The sequence below is a fragment of the Pseudomonas sp. NFACC39-1 genome (assembly GCF_900110355.1).
GTDB lineage: Bacteria > Pseudomonadota > Gammaproteobacteria > Pseudomonadales > Pseudomonadaceae > Aquipseudomonas > Aquipseudomonas tehranensis.
In genome coordinates this window covers 14,238-39,614 of record NZ_FODL01000022.1, presented here as the reverse complement: position 1 = coordinate 39,614, position 25,377 = coordinate 14,238, and the positions used below count along the sequence as shown (strand labels likewise).

Below are 25,377 nucleotides of genomic sequence, written 5' to 3'. Positions count from 1 at the left end.
GCGTCGCACCGCCCACAGGCGCGGCTTGCTCGCAATAGAACATCTGCTTGCGCGGCCAGCGGTCCTGATGGGAGCTTTCGTTGTGGAACAGAATCATCTTGCGCTCCGGATACGGCGTGGAACGGTAGGTGTTCTTGCCCCCTTCCTTCTTCGGCAGATCGCCGTACTGGCCATAAAGGCCGGGCTGGATCGCTTCGGCGAACGCTTCAAAGCCCTGGATGCCGTCCAGTTCAAAGCCGCGGAACAGAATGCCCGCGTGTTCGGCCAGTTTTTGCTCGATCAGCGACCGGTTCTGGTGAATCCACTCGATGACATCCAGCTGGGGTTCACCCGGCTCCAGCATCAACGGGAATCGCTGCGGTGCTGCCACTAGTGATTCACGCACCCGCGCCGGTCGAGGCTTGGCGAGCGGTGTCACGGAGCGTTTGAGAAACTTGCCCAGCTTATCGGCCTTGGGCCCCGGGACGGTGGCAGGCCTGGCGGCGGCCGCCAAGTTGTCGACTGGCATGCTGATAGCTCCCAATTGAATGTTCTGATCAGCGACGATCTGTTCCAACAGGGCGGTCCAGGCCTGAATCAGGTGCTGAATGCGCTCATGTCCGAACAAGGTTGTGGCGAATTGCCAAGTGCCGCGCAATTGCCCTTCTTCTTCGTCAACGAACAACGCCATATCGAATTTAGAATGGGTCTCCAGCGCCGGTAGCAATTCCACGCTCAACCCCTTTATGGCGCGGGTACGCACCGGTACGTTGTTCATCACGAACAACACCTGGAGCAAAGGGTTCATGCCCTTGTGTCGCGGCACGCCCGAGGCTTCGACAATTTGGTCGAACGGCAAGTCCTGATGCTCCAGGGCGCTGAGCAGGTTGTCCTGGGTTTGCGACAAAAAGCTTGCGAACGTGGCATCGGCGTCCAAGCGCGAACGCAGGGGCAGCACGTTGACGAAGAAACCGATCAGCCGCTCCAGCTCCGGCTGTTCACGACCCGCCACGTCGGCGCCAACCACCAGGTCTTGCGCAGCGCAGAGCCGATGCAGCAACACCTGGAAGGACGCCAGCAGCGTGCTGTACAGCGTCACCCCGGCTTCACTGGACAGCCGGCGCAAGGCTCCGGTCAGCCCGGTAGGAAGCTGGAACTGCAGCGCATCACCGTCATAGGAGGCGGTCTGGCCCCGAGGACTTGCCAGCGGCAGGTTCAGGCGCCCCTCATAGCCACTGAGCCGATGTTTCCAGTAGTCGGCCTGACGCGCCAATACGCCCTGCTCTTCCAGCGCCTGCTGCCACAAGGCGAAGTCATGGTACTGAATCTCCAGGGGCGCCAGCGGCATCGTTTCACTCGTGAGGGATGCTTCGTAGACCTGCACCAGTTCGTTGATCAACAACCCCATCGACCAGCCATCGGAGATGATGTGATGCATGGCGTACAGCAACACATGTTCAGTCGGCCCCAGGTGCAGGATCCGCCCGCGCAGCAGCGGTGCCTGCTCCAGATCGATCGGGGTGCGGGCATTTTCCAGCGTCGCCTGGGCCACCTGTTCCTGCCGGGCACTGGGCGACAGACCAGACAGGTCGATCACCGGGAAGTCCAGTCGGACCTCATCGGCAATCAGCGCCACCGGATCCCCTTCTTCGTTTTGGCGATACGCAGTGCGCAATACGTCATGACGGCGTACCACGTCGGCAAAGCTGCTCATCAGACGCTCCACCGACAACTCGCCGCACAGGCGCAGCGCCATGGGCATGCCATACGCCGAAGTGCCGCCGGACAATTGTTCGGCGACCCACAAACGTCGCTGCACCAACGACAGCGGCGCGGAACGTCGTGGCCCATGGGCCTGGAGCCGCACCTCACGGGAATCGCCCGCCCGGACCGGCCCATCGGTGGTGCCGGCCATCAGCGTCGCCAGCGCCTTGAGCTGCGGATGATTGAACAGGTCACGCAGACTCAGCGGATAGCCGGTCAGCTTGCGCAAGCGTGAAACGGCCTGGGTCGCCAGCAATGAGTGCCCCCCGCGCTCGAAGAAGTGATCGTTGCGACCGACCTGTTCCAGCTCCAGCACCTCTTGCCAGACACCGGCAATCTGTTGCTCCAGCTCACCCTCAGGTGCCACGAAGCCTTGCTGCGACTGGCTGGCGTCGAACCGAGGCAGCGCCTTGCGTTCCAGTTTGCCGTTCGGGCTCACCGGCATGCGCTCCACCAATACCCAGTGCTGCGGGACCATGTAGTCCGGCAGATGCTGGCTCAAGTGGGCCTTCAATGCCTGCTCGAATTCGTGGCGGATGTCGTCTTCGGCACTCAACAGCGCCTGGCGTTGTGGCACCACATAGCCCACCAGCACCGCACCGTCCTGGGCGATCACTACGGTTTCGCGGACCTGCGCATGCTCGGCCAGCCGCGCCTCGATCTCCCCCAACTCGATGCGCAGGCCACGGATTTTCACCTGGTGGTCCATGCGCCCGGCGTACTCGATGACACCGTCGGCACGGTAGCGCGCCAAATCGCCGGTCCGGTACAGGCGCGTACCGTCACCGAACGGGCTGGTGACGAAGCGCTCGGCCGTCAGCGACGGGCGAGCATGGTAACCGCGAGCCAGGCCTTCACCGCCCAAGTACAACTCGCCCGTCACCCCCACCGGCAACGGCGAAAGGTTGTGGTCGAGGATAAACATACTCAGGTTGGCAATCGGCTGACCGATCGGCACCGCGTCGCGGCCCTCGTCCACGCACGTCCAATGGGTCACGTCGATGGCCGCTTCGGTGGGGCCGTACAGGTTGTACAGGCCGGCCGCCGGCAACTTGGCGAACACCTGCAATTGAGCATCCACCGGCAAGGCTTCACCGCTGCAAATGATCCGCGTCAGGCTCTGGCAGCCGCCGACTGCGGGATCTTGCATGAACGCCTGCAACATCGAAGGCACGAAGTGCAAGGTGGTGATCTGCTGCGAGGTAATCAGCTCGACCAGTTGCTCCGGATCGCGGTGGGCACCCGGTGGCGCCATCACCAGGGTCGAACCGGTCAGCAATGGCCAGAAAAACTCCCAGACCGATACGTCGAAACTGAACGGTGTTTTTTGCAGCACACGGTCACTCGCGTCCAGCTGATAGGCGTCCTGCATCCAGCACAACCGATTGACCAGGGCCGAATGCCGGTTGCCCGCACCTTTGGGTTTGCCGGTGGAACCGGAGGTGTAGATCACATAGGCCAGGTTTTCGCCGCTGAGCTCGACCACCGGATTGGCCTCGCTGCGGCCAGCCAGCCAGTCGCCCGGCTGATCCAGCACCAGGCTGCGCAGGCCCGCCGGCAGCGGTAATTGTTCAAGCAAGTGGCGCTGGGTCAGCAACAAGCCAATGCCGCTGTCTTCGAACATATAGGCCAGGCGCTCCTGTGGATACTCAGGGTCCAGCGGTACGTAGGCGCCACCGGCCTTGAGGATCGCCAGCAGGCCGACCACCATTTCCACTGAACGCTCCATGGCGATGCCCACCAACACTTCCGGCCCGACGCCTTGCTCCATCAGTACATAGGCCAGTTGGTTGGCCTGGGCATTGAGGGCCGCATAGCTCAGCCGTTGCCCGGCAAATACCAGGGCACACGCATCAGGCGTCTTGGCCACCTGCGCTTCAATCAGTCGCTGCACGCTGCAATCGAGCGGGTACGGCGTCGCGGTGGCGTTCCACGCCTGCTGAACCCGTTGCTGTCCTGCATCGAGCAACGACAGTTGCCCCACCGAGCGCTCGCCGCCAAGCACCATCTGTTCCAGGAGATAACGCAGGGACTGGCCGATACCGACAATGTCGTCTGGCGCGAAGCTGGCGTGGTTGTAGCTCAAGAGCAACGACAGCGTGTCACCCAGGTTCACCGCCAGGGTCAGTGGATAGTTGGTTTGTTCATGATTGGCGACTTCACCGAAGCGCAACGTGTCCGGGGCGCCCTGCTGCAACGCCTGGGACACTGGATAGTTCTCGAACACCAGCAACGTGTCGAACAGCGCCGCACCACCCTGCCCGGCCCAGCGCTGGATGTCGAACAGCGGCGTGTGTTCGTGCTCGCGCAGGCTCAGGTTTCGCCCCTGGACCTCTTGCAACCACTGGCCGATGCTCTGCTCCGCCCGCGGGCTGCCCACCAGCGGCAAGGTGTTGATGAACAGACCGATCTGTTGTTCCACGCCGGGGATATGTGCGGGACGTCCGGCCACGGTGGCGCCAAAGGCAACCACCGACTGCCCGGTGCAACGTTGCAGCAATAACTGCCAGGCCGCTTGCACCAGTGTGTTGACCGTCACTTTCTGCTCGCGGGCAAAGGCATGCAGCCGGGCCGTGGCATGGGTATCGAGCACCTGCTCATATTCGCCGTGGCCGGCGCTTGCCTCGCCGCGATGGTCCCGGGCAAAGGCCCCCGCAAGGTGGGTCGGCTCGTCCAGTTCGGCCAGTTGTGCCGTCCAGAATTGCTCGCTGGCCTGTGGGTTCTGAAGCGACAACCAGTCGATGTAGTCCCGGTAACGTCCAGACGGTCGGGCCGGTGTCTGGCCGCTGTAGCGCTGCAGCACTTCACCGAGCAACTGCGAGTTGCTCCAGCCGTCCATCAGGATGTGATGGCTGGTGTAGATCAGGTGATAGCGGTCCTCCGCCACGCGCGCCACCAGCAAGCGCAACAGCGGCGCCGCATCCAGCTCGAAACCCTGCTGGCGCTGCGCCAACGCCAGGGCGTCCAGGTCCAGGGATGGATTCGCTACGGCGCCCCCATCGTGGAACAGGAACGCAACCTCCCTCTGTTTATGTACCACCTGCAGCGCCCGCTTGAAATCGCCGTCCCAGACGAAACTGCTGCGCAGCACTTCATGGGCGTCCATGGCCGCCTGCCAGGCCTGACGGAAGCGCTCGACATCCAAGCCTGCAACATCTACACGCAGTTGATTGATGTAATTGCCAGCCTGTTGCTCATACAGCGTATGGAACAGCATGCCTTGCTGCATGGGCGACAACGGATAGATGTCTTCGATCTGCCGCGCAGCCAGCGGCAACGCGTCCAGCTGGGCCTGGGTCAACCCGGCCAGCGGGAAGTCCGACGGTGTGAAGCCCTGATGCCGGGTCTGGCAGCAGTGCTCGATCAACGCCTGCAGCTCCTGAGCGTAATCCAGGGCCAGCGCCTGGATCGTCGACTCATCGAACATCTGCGTGCTGAATGTCCAGTCGATGCTCAACTCACCCGCGTAGACGCTGCCATTGAGCGTCAGCCAATTGTCCAGTGGCGCCAGCGGGCTCTGTGGCGTGCCCGCCGATTCGCTGGCCGGGATAAACAGCCCGGCGGCGTCATCCGCAAATCCGCTGTCGAACTGGCCCAGATAGTTGAAGGTGATCCGTGGCACCGGCAACGCCTGAAGGGTACGCCGCGTCTGCTCATCCCCCAAGTAGCGCAGCACGGCGAATCCGAGGCCCTTGTCGGGTATCGCGCGCAATTGCTCCTTGATGGCCTTGATCGAATCCTCGGTGGTCGCGGCCGGTGTCAACCGGATTGGAAACAAACTGGTGAACCAGCCGACGCTGCGGCTCAAATCCAGGCCGTCGAACAGAGCCTCGCGGCCATGGCCCTCCAACTGAATCAAGGTCGAGGCATCCCCGGTCCACCGACCGATCACTCGGGCCAGGGCCGTCAAGAGCAAATCGTTGACCTGGGTGCGATAGGCCGCTGGCGCTTGCTGCAAGAGTTGGCGGGTCTGGTTTTTATCCAGACGCGTCTGGACCTGCGCCCCATGGCACCTGCGCAGTTCGCCCTGCGGCCGGTCACAGGGCAAATCGTTGCGAGCGCCCTCAAGTTGCCCTTGCCAGTACGCCCTCTGGGTGTTGAGCGCTGCACTGCCTGCATGGGTTTTCAAGCGTTGTGCCCAGGCCTGGGTGGCACTGGTCTTGGCCGGCAGTTTCGGCGCCTGACCGGCCTGCAATTGTTCATAAGCCTGTTGCACGTCTTCCAGCAGAATGCGCCAGGACACCCCATCCACCACCAGGTGATGGATCACCAACAACAGCCGTTGACTACCATCGGCCAGGTTCGCCAGGACACCGCGCAACAACGCGCCGTTTTCCAGGTCCAGGCTGCGCTGGGCTTGTTCGGCCAAGCGCTCCAGCGCCGGGGCATCTGCCACCTCAGCGGTCCACAACAGCGGTGAGCGGCGCCAAACCGCCTGCTGTTCGGCGAGTGTTTGGTGGCGAGCGGTCCACGCGTCGTCCTCACGCCTGAAGGCCAGGCGCAAGGCATCGTGATGGGCAACCAATGCTTGCAACGCCTGCTCCAGATGCCCGGCGTGTACCGGCCGCAGCCCCTTGAGCAGCACCGACTGGTTCCAGTGATGAGGCTCAGCCATGGGCTGGTCGAAAAACCATTGCTGGAACGGCAGCAGCAGCGTCTCTCCCGTCACCGGCCCCTGATCGATAGTCAACCCGCTGTCACCCAGGGTCGCCACGCTGGCCAGGCCCTGGATGGTCTGGTGTATGAACAGATCTTTGGGGCTGAAATGGATGCCTGCCTGACGGGCCCGGCTGACCATCTGGATGGAGACAATCGAATCGCCCCCCAGCTCGAAGAAGTTGTCACTGATCCCCACTTTCCCGCGCCCGAGCACGCTTTGCCAGATACTGGCCAAGGCCTGTTCGATGGCGGTGACCGGTGCGGCGTATGCCTTGGGGCTGACAGTGATATCGGCTTTGGGCAGGGCTTTGCGCTCCAGTTTGCCATTGGGGCTGACAGGCATTTTTTCCAGCCACAACCAGTGCTGCGGCACCATGTAGTCGGGCAAGGCCTGGCTCAAATGCTCCTTGAGACGGCCTTGCAATGTCTGGCGAGCGATGTCTTCGGCGGCCAGCAACTCGGCGCACGCCGGCACCACGTAGGCCACCAGCAAGGTCCCGTCCTGAGCGATGACAACGGCTTCGCGCACGTCGTCGTGCTCGGCCAGGCGCGCTTCAATTTCACCCAACTCGATGCGCAGGCCACGGATCTTCACCTGATGATCCATCCGCCCGGCGTATTCGATCACGCCATCGGCGCGGTATCGCGCCAGGTCACCGGTGCGATACAGCCGCTGACCATGGCCGAAGGGACCGGTCACGAACCGCTCGGCCGTCAGCGCCGCGCGTCGATGGTAACCACGGGCCAGGCCCTCGCCCGCCAGGTACAGCTCGCCGATTACCCCCACTGGCACCGGCGACAGTTCATCATCGAGGATGCAGGTGCCCAGGTTGGCAATCGGTTGACCGATCGGCACGCTGTCGCGCCCCTCCTCGACACAGGTCCAATGGGTCACGTCGATGGCCGCCTCGGTCGGACCGTAGAGGTTGTACAGGCCGGCGTTCGGCAGTTTGGCGAACACCTGCTGCTGCGCATCCACCGGCAAGGCTTCACCGCTGCACACGATGCGTTTCAGGCTGGTGCATTCGGCCACGTGTGGGTCTTGCAGAAAAGCCTGCAACATCGACGGCACGAAGTGCAGCGTGGTGATGCGCTGCGCCGTGATCAGTTCGATCAGTTGCGTCGGGTCGCGATGAGCGCCCGGCGCGGCCACCACCAACGTCGAGCCGGTCAGCAGTGGCCAGAAAAACTCCCAGACCGACACGTCGAAACTGAACGGCGTTTTTTGCAGCACGCTGTCGTTCGCCTCCAGCCGATACGCGTCCTGCATCCAACACAGCCGGTTGACCAACGCCGAATGACGATTGCCCGCGCCCTTGGGCTTGCCGGTGGAACCCGAGGTGTAGATCACATACGCCAGGTTCTCCCCGTCGAGTTTGACCTGCGGATTGGCGTCGCGGCCTGCTTGCAGCTCGTCATCGGGCAGATCCAGCACCAGGCTGCGCAGCCCCTGCGGGATCGGCAATTGTTCAAGCAAGTGGTTCTGGGTCAGCAGCAAACCGATGCCGCTGTCGTCGAACATGTGGGCCAGGCGCTCCCGTGGATATTCCGGGTCCAGCGGCACATAGGCACCGCCGGCCTTGAGAATCGCCAGCAACCCCAGGACCATTTCCACGGAACGTTCCACGGCGATGCCCACCAGCACATCCGGACCGACGCCCAGCTCGATTAGCCGGTGAGCCAACCGATTGGCCCGGGCGTTGAGCTGGGCATAGGTCAGACGGTGCTCGCCGAAAACCAGTGCCGGCGCATCCGGGGTTCGCCGCACCTGTTCTTCGATCAGCCCGTGCACGCTGCGATCGAGGGGATATTGGGCCGTCGTTGCGTTCCAGTCGACCAGCATCCGCCGCCGTTCGTCATCGTCCAGTAGCGCCCACTGCGCAACGGGGCGATGCAGGTCCTGCACCAGGCCTCGCAACAGGTTGAGCCAATGCCGGCCCATGCGCTCGACGGTGGCCGGCTCGAACAGATCCGTGGCGTAGGTCAGGGCGGCGTGCAACCCTTGCGGGCTGTCGGTGGTATCCAGGCTCAGGTCGAATTGTGCGGTGCGCTGCGCCCAGCCAAACGGTTCGACCGCCAAGCCCGGCAAGGCATGGGCCAGTGTCGCACCGGTTTCGTTGCGATGGTTGAACATGGCCTGGAACAACGGGCTGTGGCTCAGGTTGCGCTGCGGTTGCAAGGCATCGACCAATTGCTCGAACGGCAGGTCCTGATGCATTTGCGCCGCCATGGCCGTCTGCTTGAGCTGTTGCAACAAACCGGCACCGGTCAGATCGCTGTGGAACTCGGCCCGCAGCACCTGGGTATTGACGAAGAAACCGATCAACCGCTCGGTTTCCAGGCGTTGACGGTTGGCAATCGGCACTCCGACGCGGATGTCGGCCTGACCGCTGTAGCGATGTAGCAGCGCCTGAAAAGAACCGAGCAACAACACGAACAGCGTGACGTTTTCCCGTCGGGCCAAGGCCTTGAGAGCATCGCTCAACGCGCGATCCAGCACAATCGGCATACGCGCGCCGCGCAGGCTTTGCTGCGCCGGGCGCGGATGGTCTGTGGGCAGCGCCAACAGCGGTTGCTCGCTGCCCAGTTGCCCGGTCCAGTACGCCAGTTGTCGCTCCTGTTCGCCGGCGGCCATCCATTGCCGCTGCCAGACGGCAAAGTCGGCGTATTGCACCGCCAGAGGCGGCAACTGCGCGGGCTGCTCCTGAATGAAAGCCGAATACAGGCTCATCAGGTCATCGACCATCACCTGCAACGACCAGGCGTCGGCAACGATGTGATGCACAGTCAGGACCAGCAGGTGCTCCTGCTCACTCAGCTCCAGCAGCGCCACGCGCAACAGCGCCTCGCTCAGCAAATCGAACGGGCGTTGCGTCTGCTGCTCGAGGAACGCCTGAATACTGGCCTCGTCCGCCACTGCCAGGCGGTGCTCGACGAAGTGGACCTGCCCCTGCGGGCGAATCACCTGGCAGGTGCGGCCATCGTCCTCGACGAACGCCGTGCGCAAGCTTTCGTGACGTGCCAGCAGCGCTTCAAAGCTGTGACGCAGGGCGATTTTGTCCAGCGCACCGCGTATCCGCAGCGCGGTCGGAATATTGTAGGCGGCGCTGTCGGGGTCCATTTTCCACAGGAACCACTGGCGTTCCTGGGCAAACGACAGCGGCAGCGGTGCGTCACGCGACACCGACACCATCGCAGGCGCCTGTTCGCCTTGGCCGGCGTCGAGGCCATTGACAAAGTCCTGCAACGTGCTGTGTTCGAACAGGCTACGCAGCGGCACTTCGATATCCAACGCTCGACGGACCCGAGACACCACCTGGGTGACCAGCAGCGAGTGTCCGCCCAACTCGAAGAAGTTGTCCTCCAGCCCTACTCGTTCAAGCTTGAGCACCTCCTGCCAGATCGCTGCCACCTGTTGCTCACGCTGATTGCGGGGTGCCACGTAAAGCCGTTGCACGTCGCCAACATCGGGCGCCGGCAACGCCTTGCGATCGACCTTGCCATTGGGCGTCAGCGGCAGTTGTGCCAGGAACACCAGATGTGCCGGAACCATGTACTCGGGCAATTGCGCCTTGAGCGCGGCCTTGAGCGAAGCGCGTAACGAAGACTCGTCCGCTACTTCACCGGTCGCGGGCACCACGTAACCCACCAGTTGTGCACCGGTCGGGGCTTCATGGGCCACCACCACGGTTTCCCGCACACTGTCCTGGGCCAGCAACGCCGCTTCGATTTCCCCCAGCTCGATGCGCAAGCCGCGGATCTTGACCTGATGGTCGATGCGCCCGAGGTACTCGACCACGCCTTCGGCCCGATAACGGGTCAGGTCGCCGGTGCGGTACAGCCGCTCGCCGCAGGTGGAGAACGGGTCCGGTACAAAACGTTCGGCGGTCAACGCCGGACGTTGAAAGTAGCCGCGGGCCAGCCCGTCGCCGCCAATCAGCAACTCACCCGGCGCGCCCGCAGGGTTGAGCGTCAGGTCACTGCCCACGATGTATAGGGCCGTGTTGTCCAGCGGCTTGCCCAGGAACGGACGGCTGCTTTCCAGACTCAGCGGATGCACCGCCGACCAGATCGTGGTTTCGGTCGGGCCATAGAGATTCCAGACCTTCGGCGAGAGCGCCAGCAGTCGTTGCGCCAACTCCAGGGGCAACGCCTCGCCGCCACAGAGGAACGTGCGACCGGCCAGCAACGCCGAGTGCTCATGATCGAGCAACATGCGCCAGCTCGAAGGCGTGGCTTGCAACACCGTCACATCGTGTTGTTCGATCAGCGCCAACACCGCTTGTGGATCCTGATGCACGTCCTGGCCGGTCAGCACCACGCTGGCGCCGGCCGACAACGGCCCGTAGATTTCCAGGCCAAAAATGTCGAAGGAAAACGTCGTCAGCGACAGCATGCGATCGCTGGCCGTGATGCCGGGCCGGGCGATCATGCTGGTGACGAAATTGCTCAGCGCCCCATGACGCACCATCACGCCCTTGGGTTTGCCGGTGGAGCCGGAGGTGTAGATGACGTAGGCCAGGTGCTCGGCGGTCAAGGGCACCGCCGGACAAGTGCGCGATGCATCGAGCCAAGCGGCGTCCGGCTGGTCCAGCAACAGGGTCTGGAGGGTCGCTGGGATCGGCAGTTGAGCTTGCAAAGGGGCCTGAGTCAGCAGCAACTCGATGCCGCTGTCCTGGATCATGTAGGCCAGGCGATCCTCGGGGTACGCCGGGTCCAGCGGCACATAAGCGCCGCCGGCCTTGAGAATCGCCAGCAGGCCGACGATCATCTCGGCGCTGCGCTGCACCGCGATGCCCACCGGCTGATCCGGCGTCACGCCCAGGGCAATCAGGTGGTGGGCGAGCTGGTTGGCGCGTGCGTCCAGTTGCCCGTAGCCCAAGGCCTGTTCATCAATGGTCAACGCCAGTGCATCGGGCGTGTTGCGCGCCTGTTCGGCGATGCGCTGGTGCACGCACAGGGCGTCGCTGCCATGGTCGACCACACGGTGCCAGTCTTGCTGCGTGAGGCGCTGCTGGGCGGTGTCGAGCAGCGGCAACTCACCGATGCGCTGCTGCGGCGCATCGACGATGCCCTGCAACAGGTTTTGCCAGTGGCGGGCCAGTCGTTCAATCGTCTGCGGTTCGAACAGGTCGGTGGCGTAAGTCAGCTCCGCCGCGACACCCTGCCCGGTTTCATAAGTGCCCAGGGTCAGATCGAACTGGGCGGTGCGCCCTTCCCACACCAGGTCTTCGACGCTCAAGTGCGGCAGTTGCAGTTGTCGATTCTGGGTGTCGCTGGCGGTCTGGTGGTTGAACATGACCTGGAAGATCGGGCTGTGGCTGAGGCTGCGTTCAGGTTGCAGGGCCTCGATCAACTGCTCGAACGGCAAGTCCTGATGAGCCTGGGCCGCCATGGCCGACTGCTTGACCTGCGCGAGCAAACGGTCGAACGGCAGTTGTCCATCCACATGGGCATTGAGCACCTGGGTGTTGACGAAAAAGCCGATCAGGCCCTCGGTCTCGACCCGATTGCGGTTAGCCACCGGCACGCCGACGCGAATCTGCGGCTGGCCGCTGTAGCGATGCAGCAAAGCCTGGAACGAGGCCAGCAAGACCATGAACAGACTGGCGCCTTCGCGCTGGGCCAACTGCTTGAGCGCCGCGCCCAGTTCCGGCGGCAGGTTCAGGTCCAGGCGCGCACCGCGAAAGCTCTGCACGGGCGGGCGCGGATGATCGAGGGGCAACTCCAATACCGGTTGTTCGTCGCCCAGGGTCTGCACCCAGTAGGCCAACTGCCGCTCACGCTCACCGGCCTCGAGCCAGTGACGCTGCCAGATCGCATAGTCGGCGTATTGCACGCTCAGCGCTGGCAACGCCAACGGCTGGCCGGCGGTGTCGGCCGCGTAGTGCCGCACCAGTTCATCCACCAGCACCTGCATCGACCAGCCATCGGCAATGATGTGATGCTGGATCAACGCCAGCACGTGGTCATCCTCGGCGATTTTCAACAGCGAAACCCGCAGCAACGGCCCCTGGCGCAAATCGAACGGGCGTGCAGTTTCAGCCTCGACGAACGCCTTGATGTCGTCGTCCAGGCTGGCCAACGGACTGGCAGTCAAGGCATGGACCGCGATGCACAGCGGCATGTTCGGGTGAATGACCTGCACGGCTTGCTCGCCGTTCTCGATGAAAGTGGTGCGCAGGCTCTCGTGGCGCTCGAGCAGTGCGTTGAAGCTGCGCTCCAGGGCCGGCACGTCCAGTTGCCCCTTGAGGCGCAGGGCACTGGGGATGTGGTAAGCCGAACTGTGGGGATCCATCTGCCAGAGGAACCATTGACGTTCCTGGGCATAGGAGAGCCGGATGTGTTCGAACCCCAGACGCACCTCGGGAATCGGCAGATTGGCCGGCGAAACACCCTCTTCGAGCATCTTCTCCAGGTACAGCTTACGTTTGTCCAGCGGCAGAGTGATAAAGCGCTTGGCAATCGTCAAAGCAACACTCTTGTCCATCAGACTTCCTCCATTTCATCAAGCAGGGTTTGCAGCTTGCTGAGTTTCTGTTCATTGATTGGCGCGTCCCCGGTGTCCAGTTGCGCGACAAAATCCCTCAGGACGGGGTGCTGGAAAATCAGTTGTGGGGTCAGGGTCAAGCCCAGTTCGAGCGCCATGCGCGAGACGGCATTGACCGCCAGCAGCGAATGCCCGCCCAGCTCGAAAAAGTGATCGTTCAGGCCCACACGCTGCACCGTGAGCACCTGTGCCCAGATCGCCGCGACCTGCTGCTCAAGCTCAGTGACGGGCGCGACATAACCGGCCTGCAACAGACCGGTGTCCACAGCCGGCAGGGCCTTGCGGTCGAGCTTGCCGTTGGGGGTCAGCGGCAATTGATCGAGGAACAGCAGATGGGTCGGAATCATGTAGTCGGGCAGGTGTTCCTTGAGCCTGGCCTTGAGTTCATCGCGCAGTGCGCGTTGCTCCTCGGCGCCCTCCAGGTTCAGGGACGGCGCGACCACGTAGGCCACTAATTGCTGGCCGCCCGACACGTCCTGGGCCAGCACCGCCACTTCACGCACCTGGGGCTGTTGCAGCAGTCGCGCCTCGATCTCTCCCAGCTCGATACGGAAACCGCGGATCTTCACCTGATGGTCGATGCGACCCTGATACTCGAGCACGCCATCGGTGCGATAACGGCTCAAGTCACCCGTGCGGTATAGACGTTCGCCGGTGGTGGAAAACGGGTTGGGCACGTACTTCTCGGCGGTCATCGCCGCCCGCCCGAGGTAGCCACGGGTGATGCCCGCGCCGCTCAGGTACAGCTCGGCCGACACACCTTGGGGGACGGGTTGCAGGTCGGCGCCCAGCAGGTAGCTGGCGGTGTGCTTGAGCGGCCGGCCGATGTTCGCCGTGCCGCCAGCGGTGCGGCGGGTCCAGGTCGAATAGGTGGTGTCTTCCGAGGGGCCATAGAGGTCGTAGACATGCTCAATCCCTGCCAACTGTGGGAGCAGGCCTGTGGGAGCAAAGCTTGCTCGCGATAGCGGTGAGTCAGTCACGCACAAGTCAGCCGATAGGACGCCATCGCGAGCAAGCTTTGCTCCCACAGGCGTTACTCCTACAGGCTGGGGAGGATGCTGATACAACTCATCCACCAGGCTCTGCTTCAGCGGCTCACCCGCCAGGTTGATGATGCGCACGCTGGCCGGAATCTCACCGCTGCGCTGCAACGCGGCGACGGCCGACGGCACGCTGTTGATCAGCCGTACCTGATCGCGGGCCGGCAGTTGCGGCAGCTCCAGGGCATTGCGGGCGATGATCAGCGAACCGCCGTTGGCCAGGGTCACGAACAGCTCCCACACCGACAAGTCGAAGCACACTGAAGTCGAAGCGAGCACGCCCTGGATGTCGTCCTGGCTGTAGACCGATCTGGACCAGTCGATCAGCGCCAGCACATTGCGATGGGCAATCGCCACGCCCTTGGGTTGGCCGGTGGAGCCGGAGGTGTAGATCACGTAGGCCAGGTTGTCTGGCATGACCGTTGTGTGCGGTGCGCTCAATGGGTAGTGCGCCAGGTCGAACTGATCCAGCATCAGCACAGCGGTTTCGGCCGGCACGCTCAGCGACGCCGCCACGGATTGTTCAGTCAGCAATACCCGCGCGCGGCTGTCGTCGAGCATGTAGGCCACGCGCTCGGCCGGGTAATCCGGGTCCAGCGGCACGTAGGCGCCGCCGGCCTTGAGCACCGCCAGCAAGGCGATCAGCAGTTGCTCGGAGCGCGGCATCGCCACGCCCACGCGCACTTCCGGGCCGACGCCCAATTCGATGAGCTGGTGAGCCAGGCGATTGGCGCGGCCATCGAGTTCGCTGTAGCTCAGACGGGTGTTGGCGAAAGTCACCGCCAGGGCATCCGGGGCGGCCTCGGCCTGGCGAGCAATCATCTGGTGGATGCACAGCGCTTGCTCGAAGGGCGCATCAACCGGGTTCCAGTCGTGGGTCAGGCGCTGATGCTCATCGAACTCCAGCATCGACAGTTCACCCAGGCAACGCTCGCCGCCACCGGTCATCTGTCCCAGCAACTGAGCGAGATGGACCGCCATCCGTTCCACGGTGGCCGCCGAGAAACTCGCCTGCTGGTAGCTCATGTGCACCGACAGTTGCCGATCCACCCCCACCAACAGCGTCAAGGGATAGCTGGTTTGTTCCTGAGTGAGCGGCGGACCAAAGCGCAAACCGTCCGGTGCGCCCTGCTCCAAGGCCTGGGAAATCGGATAGTTCTCGAACACCAGCAAACTGTCGAACAGCGCTTCACCACCCTGCCCGGCCCAGCGCTGGATATCCAGCAACGCGGTGTGCTCGAACTCGCGCAGCGCCAGGTTTTGCCCTTGCACGGCTTGCAACCAGCTGTCCAGGGACTGTTCGGCCCGGGGGCTGGCGATCACCGGCAAGGTGTTGATGAACAGACCGATCTGCTGCTCGATACCGGGCAAGTCCGCCGGGCGACCGGCCACCGTCGCGCCGAAGGCCACGGTGTCTTTGCCGGTGTAACGCTGCAACAACAGCAGCCACGCCGCCTGCACCAACGTGTTGACGGTGACTTTCGAGGCGCGGGCAAACGTTTCCAGGCGCCGGGTCAGCGTCTCGTCCAGGACCTGCACATGATCGCCGTAGCCCGTGTCAGCCTCCCCGGACTTCGCAATGGCATCGGCCAGCCGCGTCGGCGTTTCCAGGCGCTGCAGCGCAGGTCTCCAGAACGCTTCGCTGGCGGCGCCATCCTGACGTTGCAGCCAGGCGATGTAATCGCGGTAACGACCGCCGTGCACCGAAACGCTCTGGCCGCTGTAGCGCTGCAACACCTCCCCCAGCAACTGGGAATTGCTCCAGCCGTCCATCAGGATGTGATGGTGGGTGTAGATCAACTGATAGCGCTGCTCATCGAGACGCACGATCAGCAGTCGCAACAGGGCCGGCGCGCTCAGGTCCAGCTGCCGGCGCTCGGCTTCGGCCAGAGCCTGCAAGGTTTCATCAGGCTGCGCAGCGTCCCGCAAATCCTGCAAGTGGTAAGGCAAGTCCAATTGCTTGCTGACGATCTGCACCGGATCTGGCAGGTCACCCTGCCAGACCACCCGCGTGCGCAGGATGTCATGGGCGTCCACCGCTGCCTGCCAGGCTTGACGGAAACGTTGCGGGTCAAGCCCTTCAACGTCCAGGCGCAATTGGTTGATGTAGTCGCCCGTGGCGTCGCCGTAGACGCTATGGAACAGCATCCCTTGTTGCATCGGCGACAGTGGATACAGGTCGGCGATCTGCGCCGTCGCCACCGGCAATCCATCGAGTTGCTGCTGGTTCAGGCGGGCCAGGGGGAAGTCCGACGGCGTCACGCCGCCATGCTCGCCGTGGCAGCAATGTTCGATCAAGCCTTGCAACTCGCGGGCGTAGTCGTCGGCCAGGGCCTGGACGGTGGCTTCGTTGAACTGCTCGCGGCTGAAGGTCCAGCCTAGGTTCAGTTCGCCGCCAAACACTTGGCCGTTAAGCGCCAGGACGTTGGACAGCGGTGCCTGGGCGCTCAATTCATCGCCGGCGCCTTCGCTGGCCGGCACGAACAAGGCACCTTGCGCTTCGCTGAAGCTGGCATCGAACTGCCCCAGGTAATTGAAGGTCAGCTGCGGTACCGGCAGCCGGGCAAGGATCGCCTGCGTCGAGCTATCCGCCAGATGGGCCAAGGCACCGAAACCCAGGCCTTTGTTGGGGATCGAGCGCAACTGCTCCTTGACCTGCTTGAGGGAGCTGCCCAGGTCCGTCGACGGCGTCAGTCTGGCCGGGTACATGCTGGTGAACCAACCGACGGTGCGGGTCAGGTCCACATCATCGAACAACGCTTCGCGGCCATGGCCTTCGAGCTGGATCAACGCGCTGTCGCTGCCGGTCCAGCGCACCATGACCCGGGCCAAAGCGGTGAGCAGCAGATCATTGACCTGGGTGCGATAGGCCTTGGGCGCGTCTTGCAGCAGTTGGCGGGTCAATGAAGCATCGAGCCGGGTGCGTACCGTCAGCGCGAGGTGGTTCTGCTGGCCGCCCTGGGGATTGTCCATCGGCAACCGCCCATCGACACCCTCCAGTTGGGCCTGCCAGTAGGCCAGTTCTTCCTGCAACGACGCGCTGCGGGCATAACCTTGCAGACGTTCGGCCCAGACCTGTGCCGAGGTCGTTTTCGCTGGCAACTGCAGCATCGCGCCGTCGGCCAGTTGCCGGTAGGCGCTTTGCAGATCGTCGAACAGAATCCGCCACGACACGCCATCCACCACCAGGTGATGGATCACCAGCAACAGCCGCTGGCTGCCATCGGCCAGCGTCGCCAGCACCGCCCGCAGCAGTGGCCCGTCTTGCAGGTCCAGGCTGCGTTGCGCGCGGTTGGCAATGTTATCCAGCGCCTGGGCGTCAGGCACATCCACCGCCCAGAGCAGGTCTGCGCAGTGGCTGGCCGGGGACCGGTAAGTGGCCTGCCAGCCCTCACTGCGTTCGCTGAAGCTCAAGCGCAGGCCATCGTGCTGCACCACCAGCGCGCTCAAGGCTTGCGCCAGCACACGGGCATCCAGAGCGTGTGTGGGCTTGAGCAGCACCGCCTGGTTCCAGTGCTGACGCTCAGGGATCGCCTGCTCGAAGAACAGCCGTTGCACCGGCAACAGGGTCAGCGCACCGCTCACCGGGCCTTGATCGATGACGTGCGTGGTTTCACCCAGACGCGCCACCACCGCCAACGCTTCGATGGTCTGGTGCTGGAACAAGTCTTTGGGGGTGAAGTGAATACCGGCCTGCCGGGCGCGGCTGACCACCTGGATCGAGACGATGGAATCGCCGCCCAGCTCGAAGAAGTTGTCCCGCAGCCCCACTTGCTCGAGCTTGAGCACATCCTGCCAGATCGACACCAGTTGCTGTTCCAATGTGCTGCGCGGTGCCACGTAGGTTTGCCGCAATTGACTGACGTCGGGCTTGGGCAGGTTCTTGCGGTCGAGCTTGCCGTTGGGGGTCAGTGGCAGGCGTTCGAGCAGCAGCAGATAGGCCGGGACCATGTGCGCCGGCAGGGTGGCCTTGAGTTGGTCGCGCAGGTGCTCGGTGAAATCGGCACGCGGGACCATTGATTCATCGGCCACCACATAGGCCACCAGACGCTTGCCGCTGCCGGCACTGCCTTCCTGGGCGACCACCACTGCTTCACGCACGCCATCGAGGGCTTGCAGGCTGGCTTCGACTTCTCCCAGTTCGATACGGAAACCACGAATCTTCACCTGGTTGTCGATACGGTCCAGATAATCGAACGTGCCGTCGGCGCGCTGGCGCACCAGGTCGCCGGTGCGGTACAGCAAGCCACCACCCGCACTGAACGGGTCGGCGATAAACCGCTCGGCCGTCAAGCCTGGACGGTTGAGGTAACCCCGGGCCAGACCGCTGCCACCCAGGTACAGCTCACCGGCCATGCCTTGGGGCAGCAGGTTCAGATCGGCGTCCAGCACGTAGGCGCTGCGGTCGCCAATGCGGCTGCCGATGGGCGCATACGCGGCCCCACACACCACGTCACGGCCGGCTTTCCAGATCAGCGGCGTGACCACGGTTTCGGTCGGGCCGTAGCCGTTGATGATGAAGTCTGGATTCAGGGCGCGCTTGACCCGTTCGAAACTGGCGCTGGCCACCGCATCGCCGCCAAAGCAGTAGATCCGTACCTTCGGCGGGTTGCCTTCGCGCTCGGCGTGTTCGGCCAGTTGTTGCAGGTACACCGGCGGGAACGCCACCACCGTCACAGCGTGCTCGCGCATGGCGTTATAGGTTTGTTCCGGGGTCCACAGGCTGTCATCGCGAATCAGCAAGGAGGCACCGTGGGTCAGGCTGGTGAGCCAGCGCTCATGGGCACCGTCGAAGGCGAAGGACATGAAATGGAATTCGCAATCGCTGCTGTGCATTTCATAGCGCTCGCCAATGGCCTGGCAGTGCATCGCCAGCGGACCATGGGCCACACTCACACCCTTGGGATTTCCGGTGGAACCGGAGGTGTAGATCACGTAAGCGAGGTTCTGCGGGTCGATCTGGACGGACGGTGTGCTCACCGGTTGCAGGCTCAGGTCCAGGCGATCGAGTTCCAGCACCCGGGCGGCGCTTTCCAACGGCAACTGCGCCGACACCCGGGAGTCGGTGAGCAACAACGCCAGCCCTGAATCCTCGATCAGGTACGCCAGGCGTTCACGGGGATAGCCAGTGTCCAGCGGCACATACGCACCGCCGGCCTTGAGCACCGCCAGCAGCGCGACAATCACCCCTTCGCTGCGCGGCAAAGCCACACCGACCCGGGTTTCCGGGCCCACACCATGGGTTATCAGTGCGTGGGCCAATTGGTTGGCCCGCCGCTCGATGTCGCCATAACTGAAACGCTGGCCGTCAAAGATCACCGCCGTACTGTGCGGGTTTAGCGCCGCCAGATGGGCGATGCGCTGGTGTACGGCAATGTCGGTCGGGTATGGCTGCGGGTGGTTGTTCGCCTGTTGCCGGGCCTGTTCCTCGGCGCCGGCCAAGGCGATTTCCCCCAGGTTGCGCAGCGCCGATTCGGCGAAGCGTTCCAGCAGTTGCAACAGGTGCTCGCTGATGCCGGCGATGGCCGCCGGGCTGAAATGCGCCCGGTCGAAGCTGTAGTGCAGCGCCAGGCTCTGACCAATGGTCACCGCAACGCTCAACGGGTAATGGGTTTGCTCCTGGTGTGTGACCTCACCGAACACCACGCCCTGCCCGGCGCCTTCTTGCAGGGCCTGGGCGATGGGGTAGTTCTCGAACACCAGGATGTTGTCGAACAGCGCTTCGCCGCCCTGCCCGGCCCAGCGCTGGATGTCGGCCAGCGGCGTGTGTTCGAAATCGCGCAGGCTCAGGTTCTGCGCCTGCACCGCTTGCAGCCAGGCCCCGACCGACTGATCCGGGCGCGGCGCAGCGATCACCGGCAACGTGTTGATGAACAGGCCGACCTGTCGCTCGATGCCCGGCAAGTCCGCCGGACGCCCGGCCACGGTGGCACCAAAGGCGACGCAGTCGTGACCGGTATAGCGTTGCAGCAACAACAGCCACGCCGCTTGCACCAAGGTATTGAGGGTGACTTTCTGCTGGCGGGCAAACTGTTCCAGAACCTGGGTGCGCTGCACGTCCAGGGTCTGGAAGTGATCGCCATGACCGCTGTGGATTTCGCTGGCGGACATCACTCGCGCCAAGCGGGTCGGCTCCTGCAAAGTCGCCAGTTGAGCGCTCCAGAACGCCTCGCTCAATTGCCCGTCCTGACGTTGCAGCCAGGCGATGTAATCGCGATAGCGCCCGACGGCGCTGGCCGACGTGCGGCCGCTGTAGCGTTGCATCACCTCACCGAGCAGCTGCGAATTACTCCAGCCGTCCATCAAGATGTGGTGATAGGTGTAGATCAAATGCCATTGGCCGGCGCCGGTCTGCACCAGCACCAGGCGCAACAGTGGCGCCTGGCTCAGATCGAAACCTTGCGCGCGCTCGGTATCGGCCAGCGCGGCAAGGGCCTGCGACGGATCGCTACGCTCGCGCCAGTCCAGCACCGTGAACGGCAATTGCACCTTCTTGTGGACGATCTGCAGCGGTTGCTGCAATTGCCCCTGCCAGACGAAGCCGCTGCGCAAGATGTCCTGCGCATCGACGGTGGCTTGCCAAGCGGCGCGGAAACGCTCGGTGTCCAGGCCTTGCACGTCCACCCGCAACTGGTTCACGTACTCACCGGCGGCCTGCTCGTAGAGGGTGTGGAACAACAGCCCCTGCTGCATCGGCGACAGTGGATAGAGATCGTCGAGCTGGCCGGCCGGCACCGGCAGCCCGTCGAGTTGCGCCTGAGTGACAGACGCCATCGGGAAATCCGACGGTGTGGCTTGCGGCGTGACCAGGTTGGCGCAATGTTCGATCAGCGCCTTGAGCTCAATGGCGTATCGATCGACCAGTTGCTGCACGGTCGCGCGGTCGAACATCTCACGGCTGAAACCCCAACTCATCGCCAGTTCGCCGCCATAGACCTGACCTTCCACGGTCAGCCAGTTGGCCAGTGGTGCGGTCGGATCCTGGGCGACGCCGCTGCCTTCGCTGGAGGGCACGAACAACGCCGCCTCATCGAACTGGCGGTCGAACTGCCCGAGATAGTTGAACGTGATGCGCGGGGGCGCCAGATCCACCAATTCGGCGCGCACCGAAGGTGCCGCCAAATGACGCAGCACGCCATAACCCAGGCCTTTGTCCGGGACGCCGCGCAGGTGTTCCTTGATCGCCTTGATCGAACCGCCGAGATCGTCGCTGGCCGTCAGCTTCACCGCGAACAGGCTGGTGAACCAACCCACCGTCCGGGTCAGGTCGATGTCTTCGAACAGCGCTTCACGGCCATGACCTTCCAGTTCGATCAGCGTGTCCGGCTGCCCGCTCCAGTGACTGATGGTGCGGGCCAGCGCGGTCAGCAGCAGATCGTTGACCTGGGTGCGATACGCCGCAGGCGCCCGCTGCAGCAATTGTCGGGTCAGTTCGGCATCCAGACGCCATTCGATCTTCGCGCCGTGGGTATTTTCCAGGCTGCCTTGGGGCCGATCGCACGGCAGATCCAGCGCGCCCAGATGCTGGGCTTTCCAATAGGCCAACTGATCGTCGAAGCGCGACGTTTCGGCGCTCAGACGCGCGGTCCAGCTCTGGAATGCACTGGTCTTGGCCGGCAAGGTCACGCCGCCACCCGACGCCAGTTGTTCGTAAGCCTGCTGCAAATCTTCCAGCAACACCCGCCACGACACGCCGTCCACCACCAGATGATGGATGACCAGCGCCAGCCGCTGGCTGCCGTCGGCCAGATTCACCAACATGGCGCGCAACAGCGGCCCTTCTTGCAGGGAGAGGCTGCGCTGTGCCTCGTCGCACAGCGCATTCAATTGCTCGGCGGATTGGGCTTCGCGCAGCCACAGATCAGCGCTTTGCCGCAGCGGTCCGTGGCTCTGTTGCCAGCCGTCCGCGCCAGGCACAAAGCGCAGGCGCAGGGCATCGTGATGATTGATCACGCAGGTCAGCGCCGCGTCGAGCCATTGCCCATTCAAGGGCTCGCGAGCGGTCAGCAGCAGCGACTGGTTCCAGTGCTCACGGGCGTTCATCGGCCGCGAGAAAAACTGCTGCTGGATCGGCCCGAGGAGGGCCGCGCCGGTGATGGGCCCCTGATCCACCGCACTGTGATGGTCGAGGCTGGCGACCAGGGCCAGGCTGCGCACGGTCTGGTACTGGAACAGATCACGCGGATTGATGCCGATACCGACCTGTCGCGCACGACTCACCACTTGAATGGAGATGATCGAATCACCGCCCAGCTCGAAGAAGTTGTCTTCGAGGCCGACCCGCTCCAGCCCGAGTACGTCCTGCCATATTTCAGCCAGCGCGATCTGCAGCGCATCCTGCGGCGCGACGAACGCCTGCTGCGGCGCCGCGTCCGGTTGCGGCAGGGCCTTGCGGTCCAGTTTGCCGTTGGCGGTGACCGGTAATCCGGCCAATGGCATCAGGTAGGTCGGCACCATGTATTCCGGCAGACTGCCCAGCAGCCAGGCCTTGACGTCCTGCTGCCACTGCTCGTGCGGGTGGGTGTGTTCCAGCACCAGATAACCCACCAGATGCTTGCCGTCCTGCACCAACACCACCGCCTCGCGCACCAGCGGGTGCTGCATCAGGCGGGTTTCGATTTCACCCAGTTCAATGCGCAGGCCACGCAGCTTGACCTGATGGTCGAGGCGGCCAAGGTATTCGATCACCCCGTCGGCACGCTGGCGCACCCGGTCGCCGGTGCGGTACAGGCGCGCGCCGTCATGGAAGGGGCACGGCACAAAACGCTCGGCGGTCAGCGCCGGGCGCTGGTGATAACTGCGCGCCAACCCCGCCCCGCCCAGGTACAACTCGCCAGACACGCCGTACGGCACCGGCGCCAATTGGGCGTCGAGCACGTGGGTGCGCAAGTTGGCGATCGGCCGACCGATCGGCACGCAATCGGCACCTTCGTCGACGCACGTCCAGTGGGTCACGTCGATGGCCGCTTCGGTCGGCCCGTACAGGTTGTAGAGGCTGGCGTTCGGCAGTTTGGCGAAGACCTGTTTCTGCGCGTCCAGCGGCAAGGCTTCGCCGCTGCAGACGATGCGCCTTAGCCCTTCACAGGTTTCCACGCCCGGCTCATGGATAAACGCCTGCAGCATCGACGGCACGAAGTGCAGCGTGCTAATGCCGTAACGGTTGATGATCTCGATCAGTTGCTGCGGGTCGCGGTGCACGCCCGGCGCGGCCACCACCAGACACGCACCCGCCATCAGCGGCCAGAAGAATTCCCACACTGACACGTCGAAGCTGAACGGCGTTTTTTGCAACACCGCATCGCTGTCGTCCAGGCCGTAAGCCTGCTGCATCCAACACACACGGTTGACCAATGCCGCGTGACTGTTGCCCGCGCCCTTGGGTCTGCCCGTGGAGCCGGAGGTGTAGATCACATAGGCCAGACTCAGCGGATCAACCGTCACCTCGGGGCGACGCTGGCTGTAACCGTCGAGCCAGCCGCTCGGCTGATCGAGCAAAATCACGGTGACGCCATCGGTTGGCAGCCCCGCCGCCAGCGAGCGCTGGGTCAGCAGCAACGCGATCCCGCTGTCTTCGATCATGTAGGCCAGACGATCCTGCGGGTATTCCGGATCCAGCGGCACATAGGCGCCGCCAGCCTTGTGAATCGCCAGCAGGCCGACCACCATTTCCACCGAACGCTCGACGCAGATCCCCACCAGCGTGTCCGGCCGCACACCGCGCTCACGCAGCAGATGGGCCAGGCAGTTGGCGCGGGCATCGAGCTGGGCGTAGCTCAGGCTTTGTTCGCCAAACAACAACGCCGGAGCATCCGGAGTGCGCGCCACTTGGGCTTCAATCAGTTGATGCATGCAGCGGTCGCTCGGATAGCGTTGGCTCGTGGCATTGCAACCGTGCACCAGGGTGTTGTGCTCATCGGCGTCGAGCAGCGGCAATTCGCCGATGCGTTGCGACGGATCGGCGACCATCGCCGCCAGCAAACGCAACCAATGCTGGGCCATGCGCGCGATGGTTGGTGCTTCGAACAGGTCGTTGGCGTACGTCAGCGCGGCATGCAGCTTGCCGGCCTTTTCGTAGGTGTCCAGGGTCAGGTCGAACTGGGTGGTACGGCCCTGCCAGTCGAGCATGCCAAGCTCCAGCCCGGACGCGGTGCTGACCGTGGTGATGTCGGCTACGTGCGGCTGATGGTTGTACATCACCTGGAACAGCGGCGTATGGCTGAGACTGCGTTCCAGCTTCAAGGCTTCGACCAGGCGCTCGAATGGCAGGTCCTGATGAGCCTGGGCACCGAGCGCGGTCTCTTTGACTGCGCGCAATAAATCGGCAACCCGCGTCTGCCCGTCGAGTTCGGTGCGCAGCACCTGGGTGTTGACGAAGAAGCCGATCAGGCCTTCGATTTCATCGCGATTGCGGTTGGCGATCGGCACACCGACGCGGATATCGGACTGGCCGCTGTAGCGATGCAACAGCACGTTGAACGCGCCGAGCAACAGCATGAACAGCGTGACGCCATGCTGCTGGGCGGTGCTGCGCAGTTGCTCCGCCAAAGCGGCGTCGATGGCAAACTCATGACGGCTGCCGCGATAGCTCGGCATGGCCGGGCGCGAGTGATCGGTCGGCAGTTCGAGCACCGGATGCTCGCTGCCCAGTTGCGCCTGCCAATACTCGAGTTGCCGCGCCTGCTCGCCCGCTTCGAGCCAGCGGCGCTGCCACAGGGCGTAGTCGCTGTACTGGATCGGCAGTGGCGTGAGTTGCGGCGTCTGTCCCGCTTCATGGGCGTCGTAGCAGCGGATGAATTCGTCGATCAGCACGTTCATCGACCAGCCGTCGGAGACGATGTGGTGCAAGGTCAGCAACAGCACGTGTTCCTGCTCGTCGAGCTTGAGCAACTTCACCCGCAGCAGCGGCCCGACCGCCAGATCGAAGGGCAGCAGTGACTGTTGCTGCGCCGCCTCGGCCACCGCCCGCTCGCGCTCGGCGGCCGGCAAGGCACTGAAATCCTGTTGCTCGATCACCAGCGGCGCGCAGGTTGGCACTTGCAACAGGCTATCGTCCGCCTGACGCTGGAACACCGTACGCAGGGTTTCGTGACGTGCGACGAGGCTGGCGAAGGCCTGCTCCAGCGCCGTCAGGCTCAACGCGCCCTTGAGCCGCACCGCCCCCGGCAGGTTGTAGGCCGCGCTGCCGGGCTCCAGTTGCCAGAGGAACCACATACGCTGCTGGGCGTAGGACAAGGCTTGGCGATCTTCGGCTTCGACGCCCTGGGGGATGGGGAAACCGCTGAACTCGACGCCCTCCTTGGCCAGCGCCGCCAGGAACATCCGGCGCTTGTCCAGGGGCAACCCGATAAACCGGCGAGCAAATTTCAAGGCGTCTTCAGCATTCAT

The 25,377-nt window shown here is 63.8% G+C and carries 2 protein-coding genes (1 of these 2 cut by a window edge); both read right to left on the bottom strand.

Annotated elements, in window-relative coordinates; genetic code table 11:
* Nucleotides 1-12,892, bottom strand: the 5' portion of a protein-coding gene (locus BMY45_RS26155) for a non-ribosomal peptide synthetase (protein ID WP_092403172.1). Its footprint begins 638 nt before the window's first position; the window shows 12,892 of its 13,530 coding nt (coding positions 1-12,892); it begins with the start codon at nucleotides 12,890-12,892; the stop codon falls past the left edge of the window.
* The gene (locus BMY45_RS26150) at nucleotides 12,892-25,377 is read right to left on the bottom strand and encodes a non-ribosomal peptide synthetase (RefSeq protein ID WP_092403170.1); all 12,486 of its coding nucleotides are present in this window, start codon (nucleotides 25,375-25,377) and stop codon (nucleotides 12,892-12,894) included. The genes BMY45_RS26155 and BMY45_RS26150 overlap by 1 nt, the downstream gene beginning before the upstream one ends.

Excerpts from the sequence above, each read along its gene's own strand:
- BMY45_RS26150 (WP_092403170.1), bottom strand. The coding sequence starts at position 25,377 with ATGAATGCTGAAGACGCCTTGAAATTTGCTCGCCGGTTTATCGGGTTG.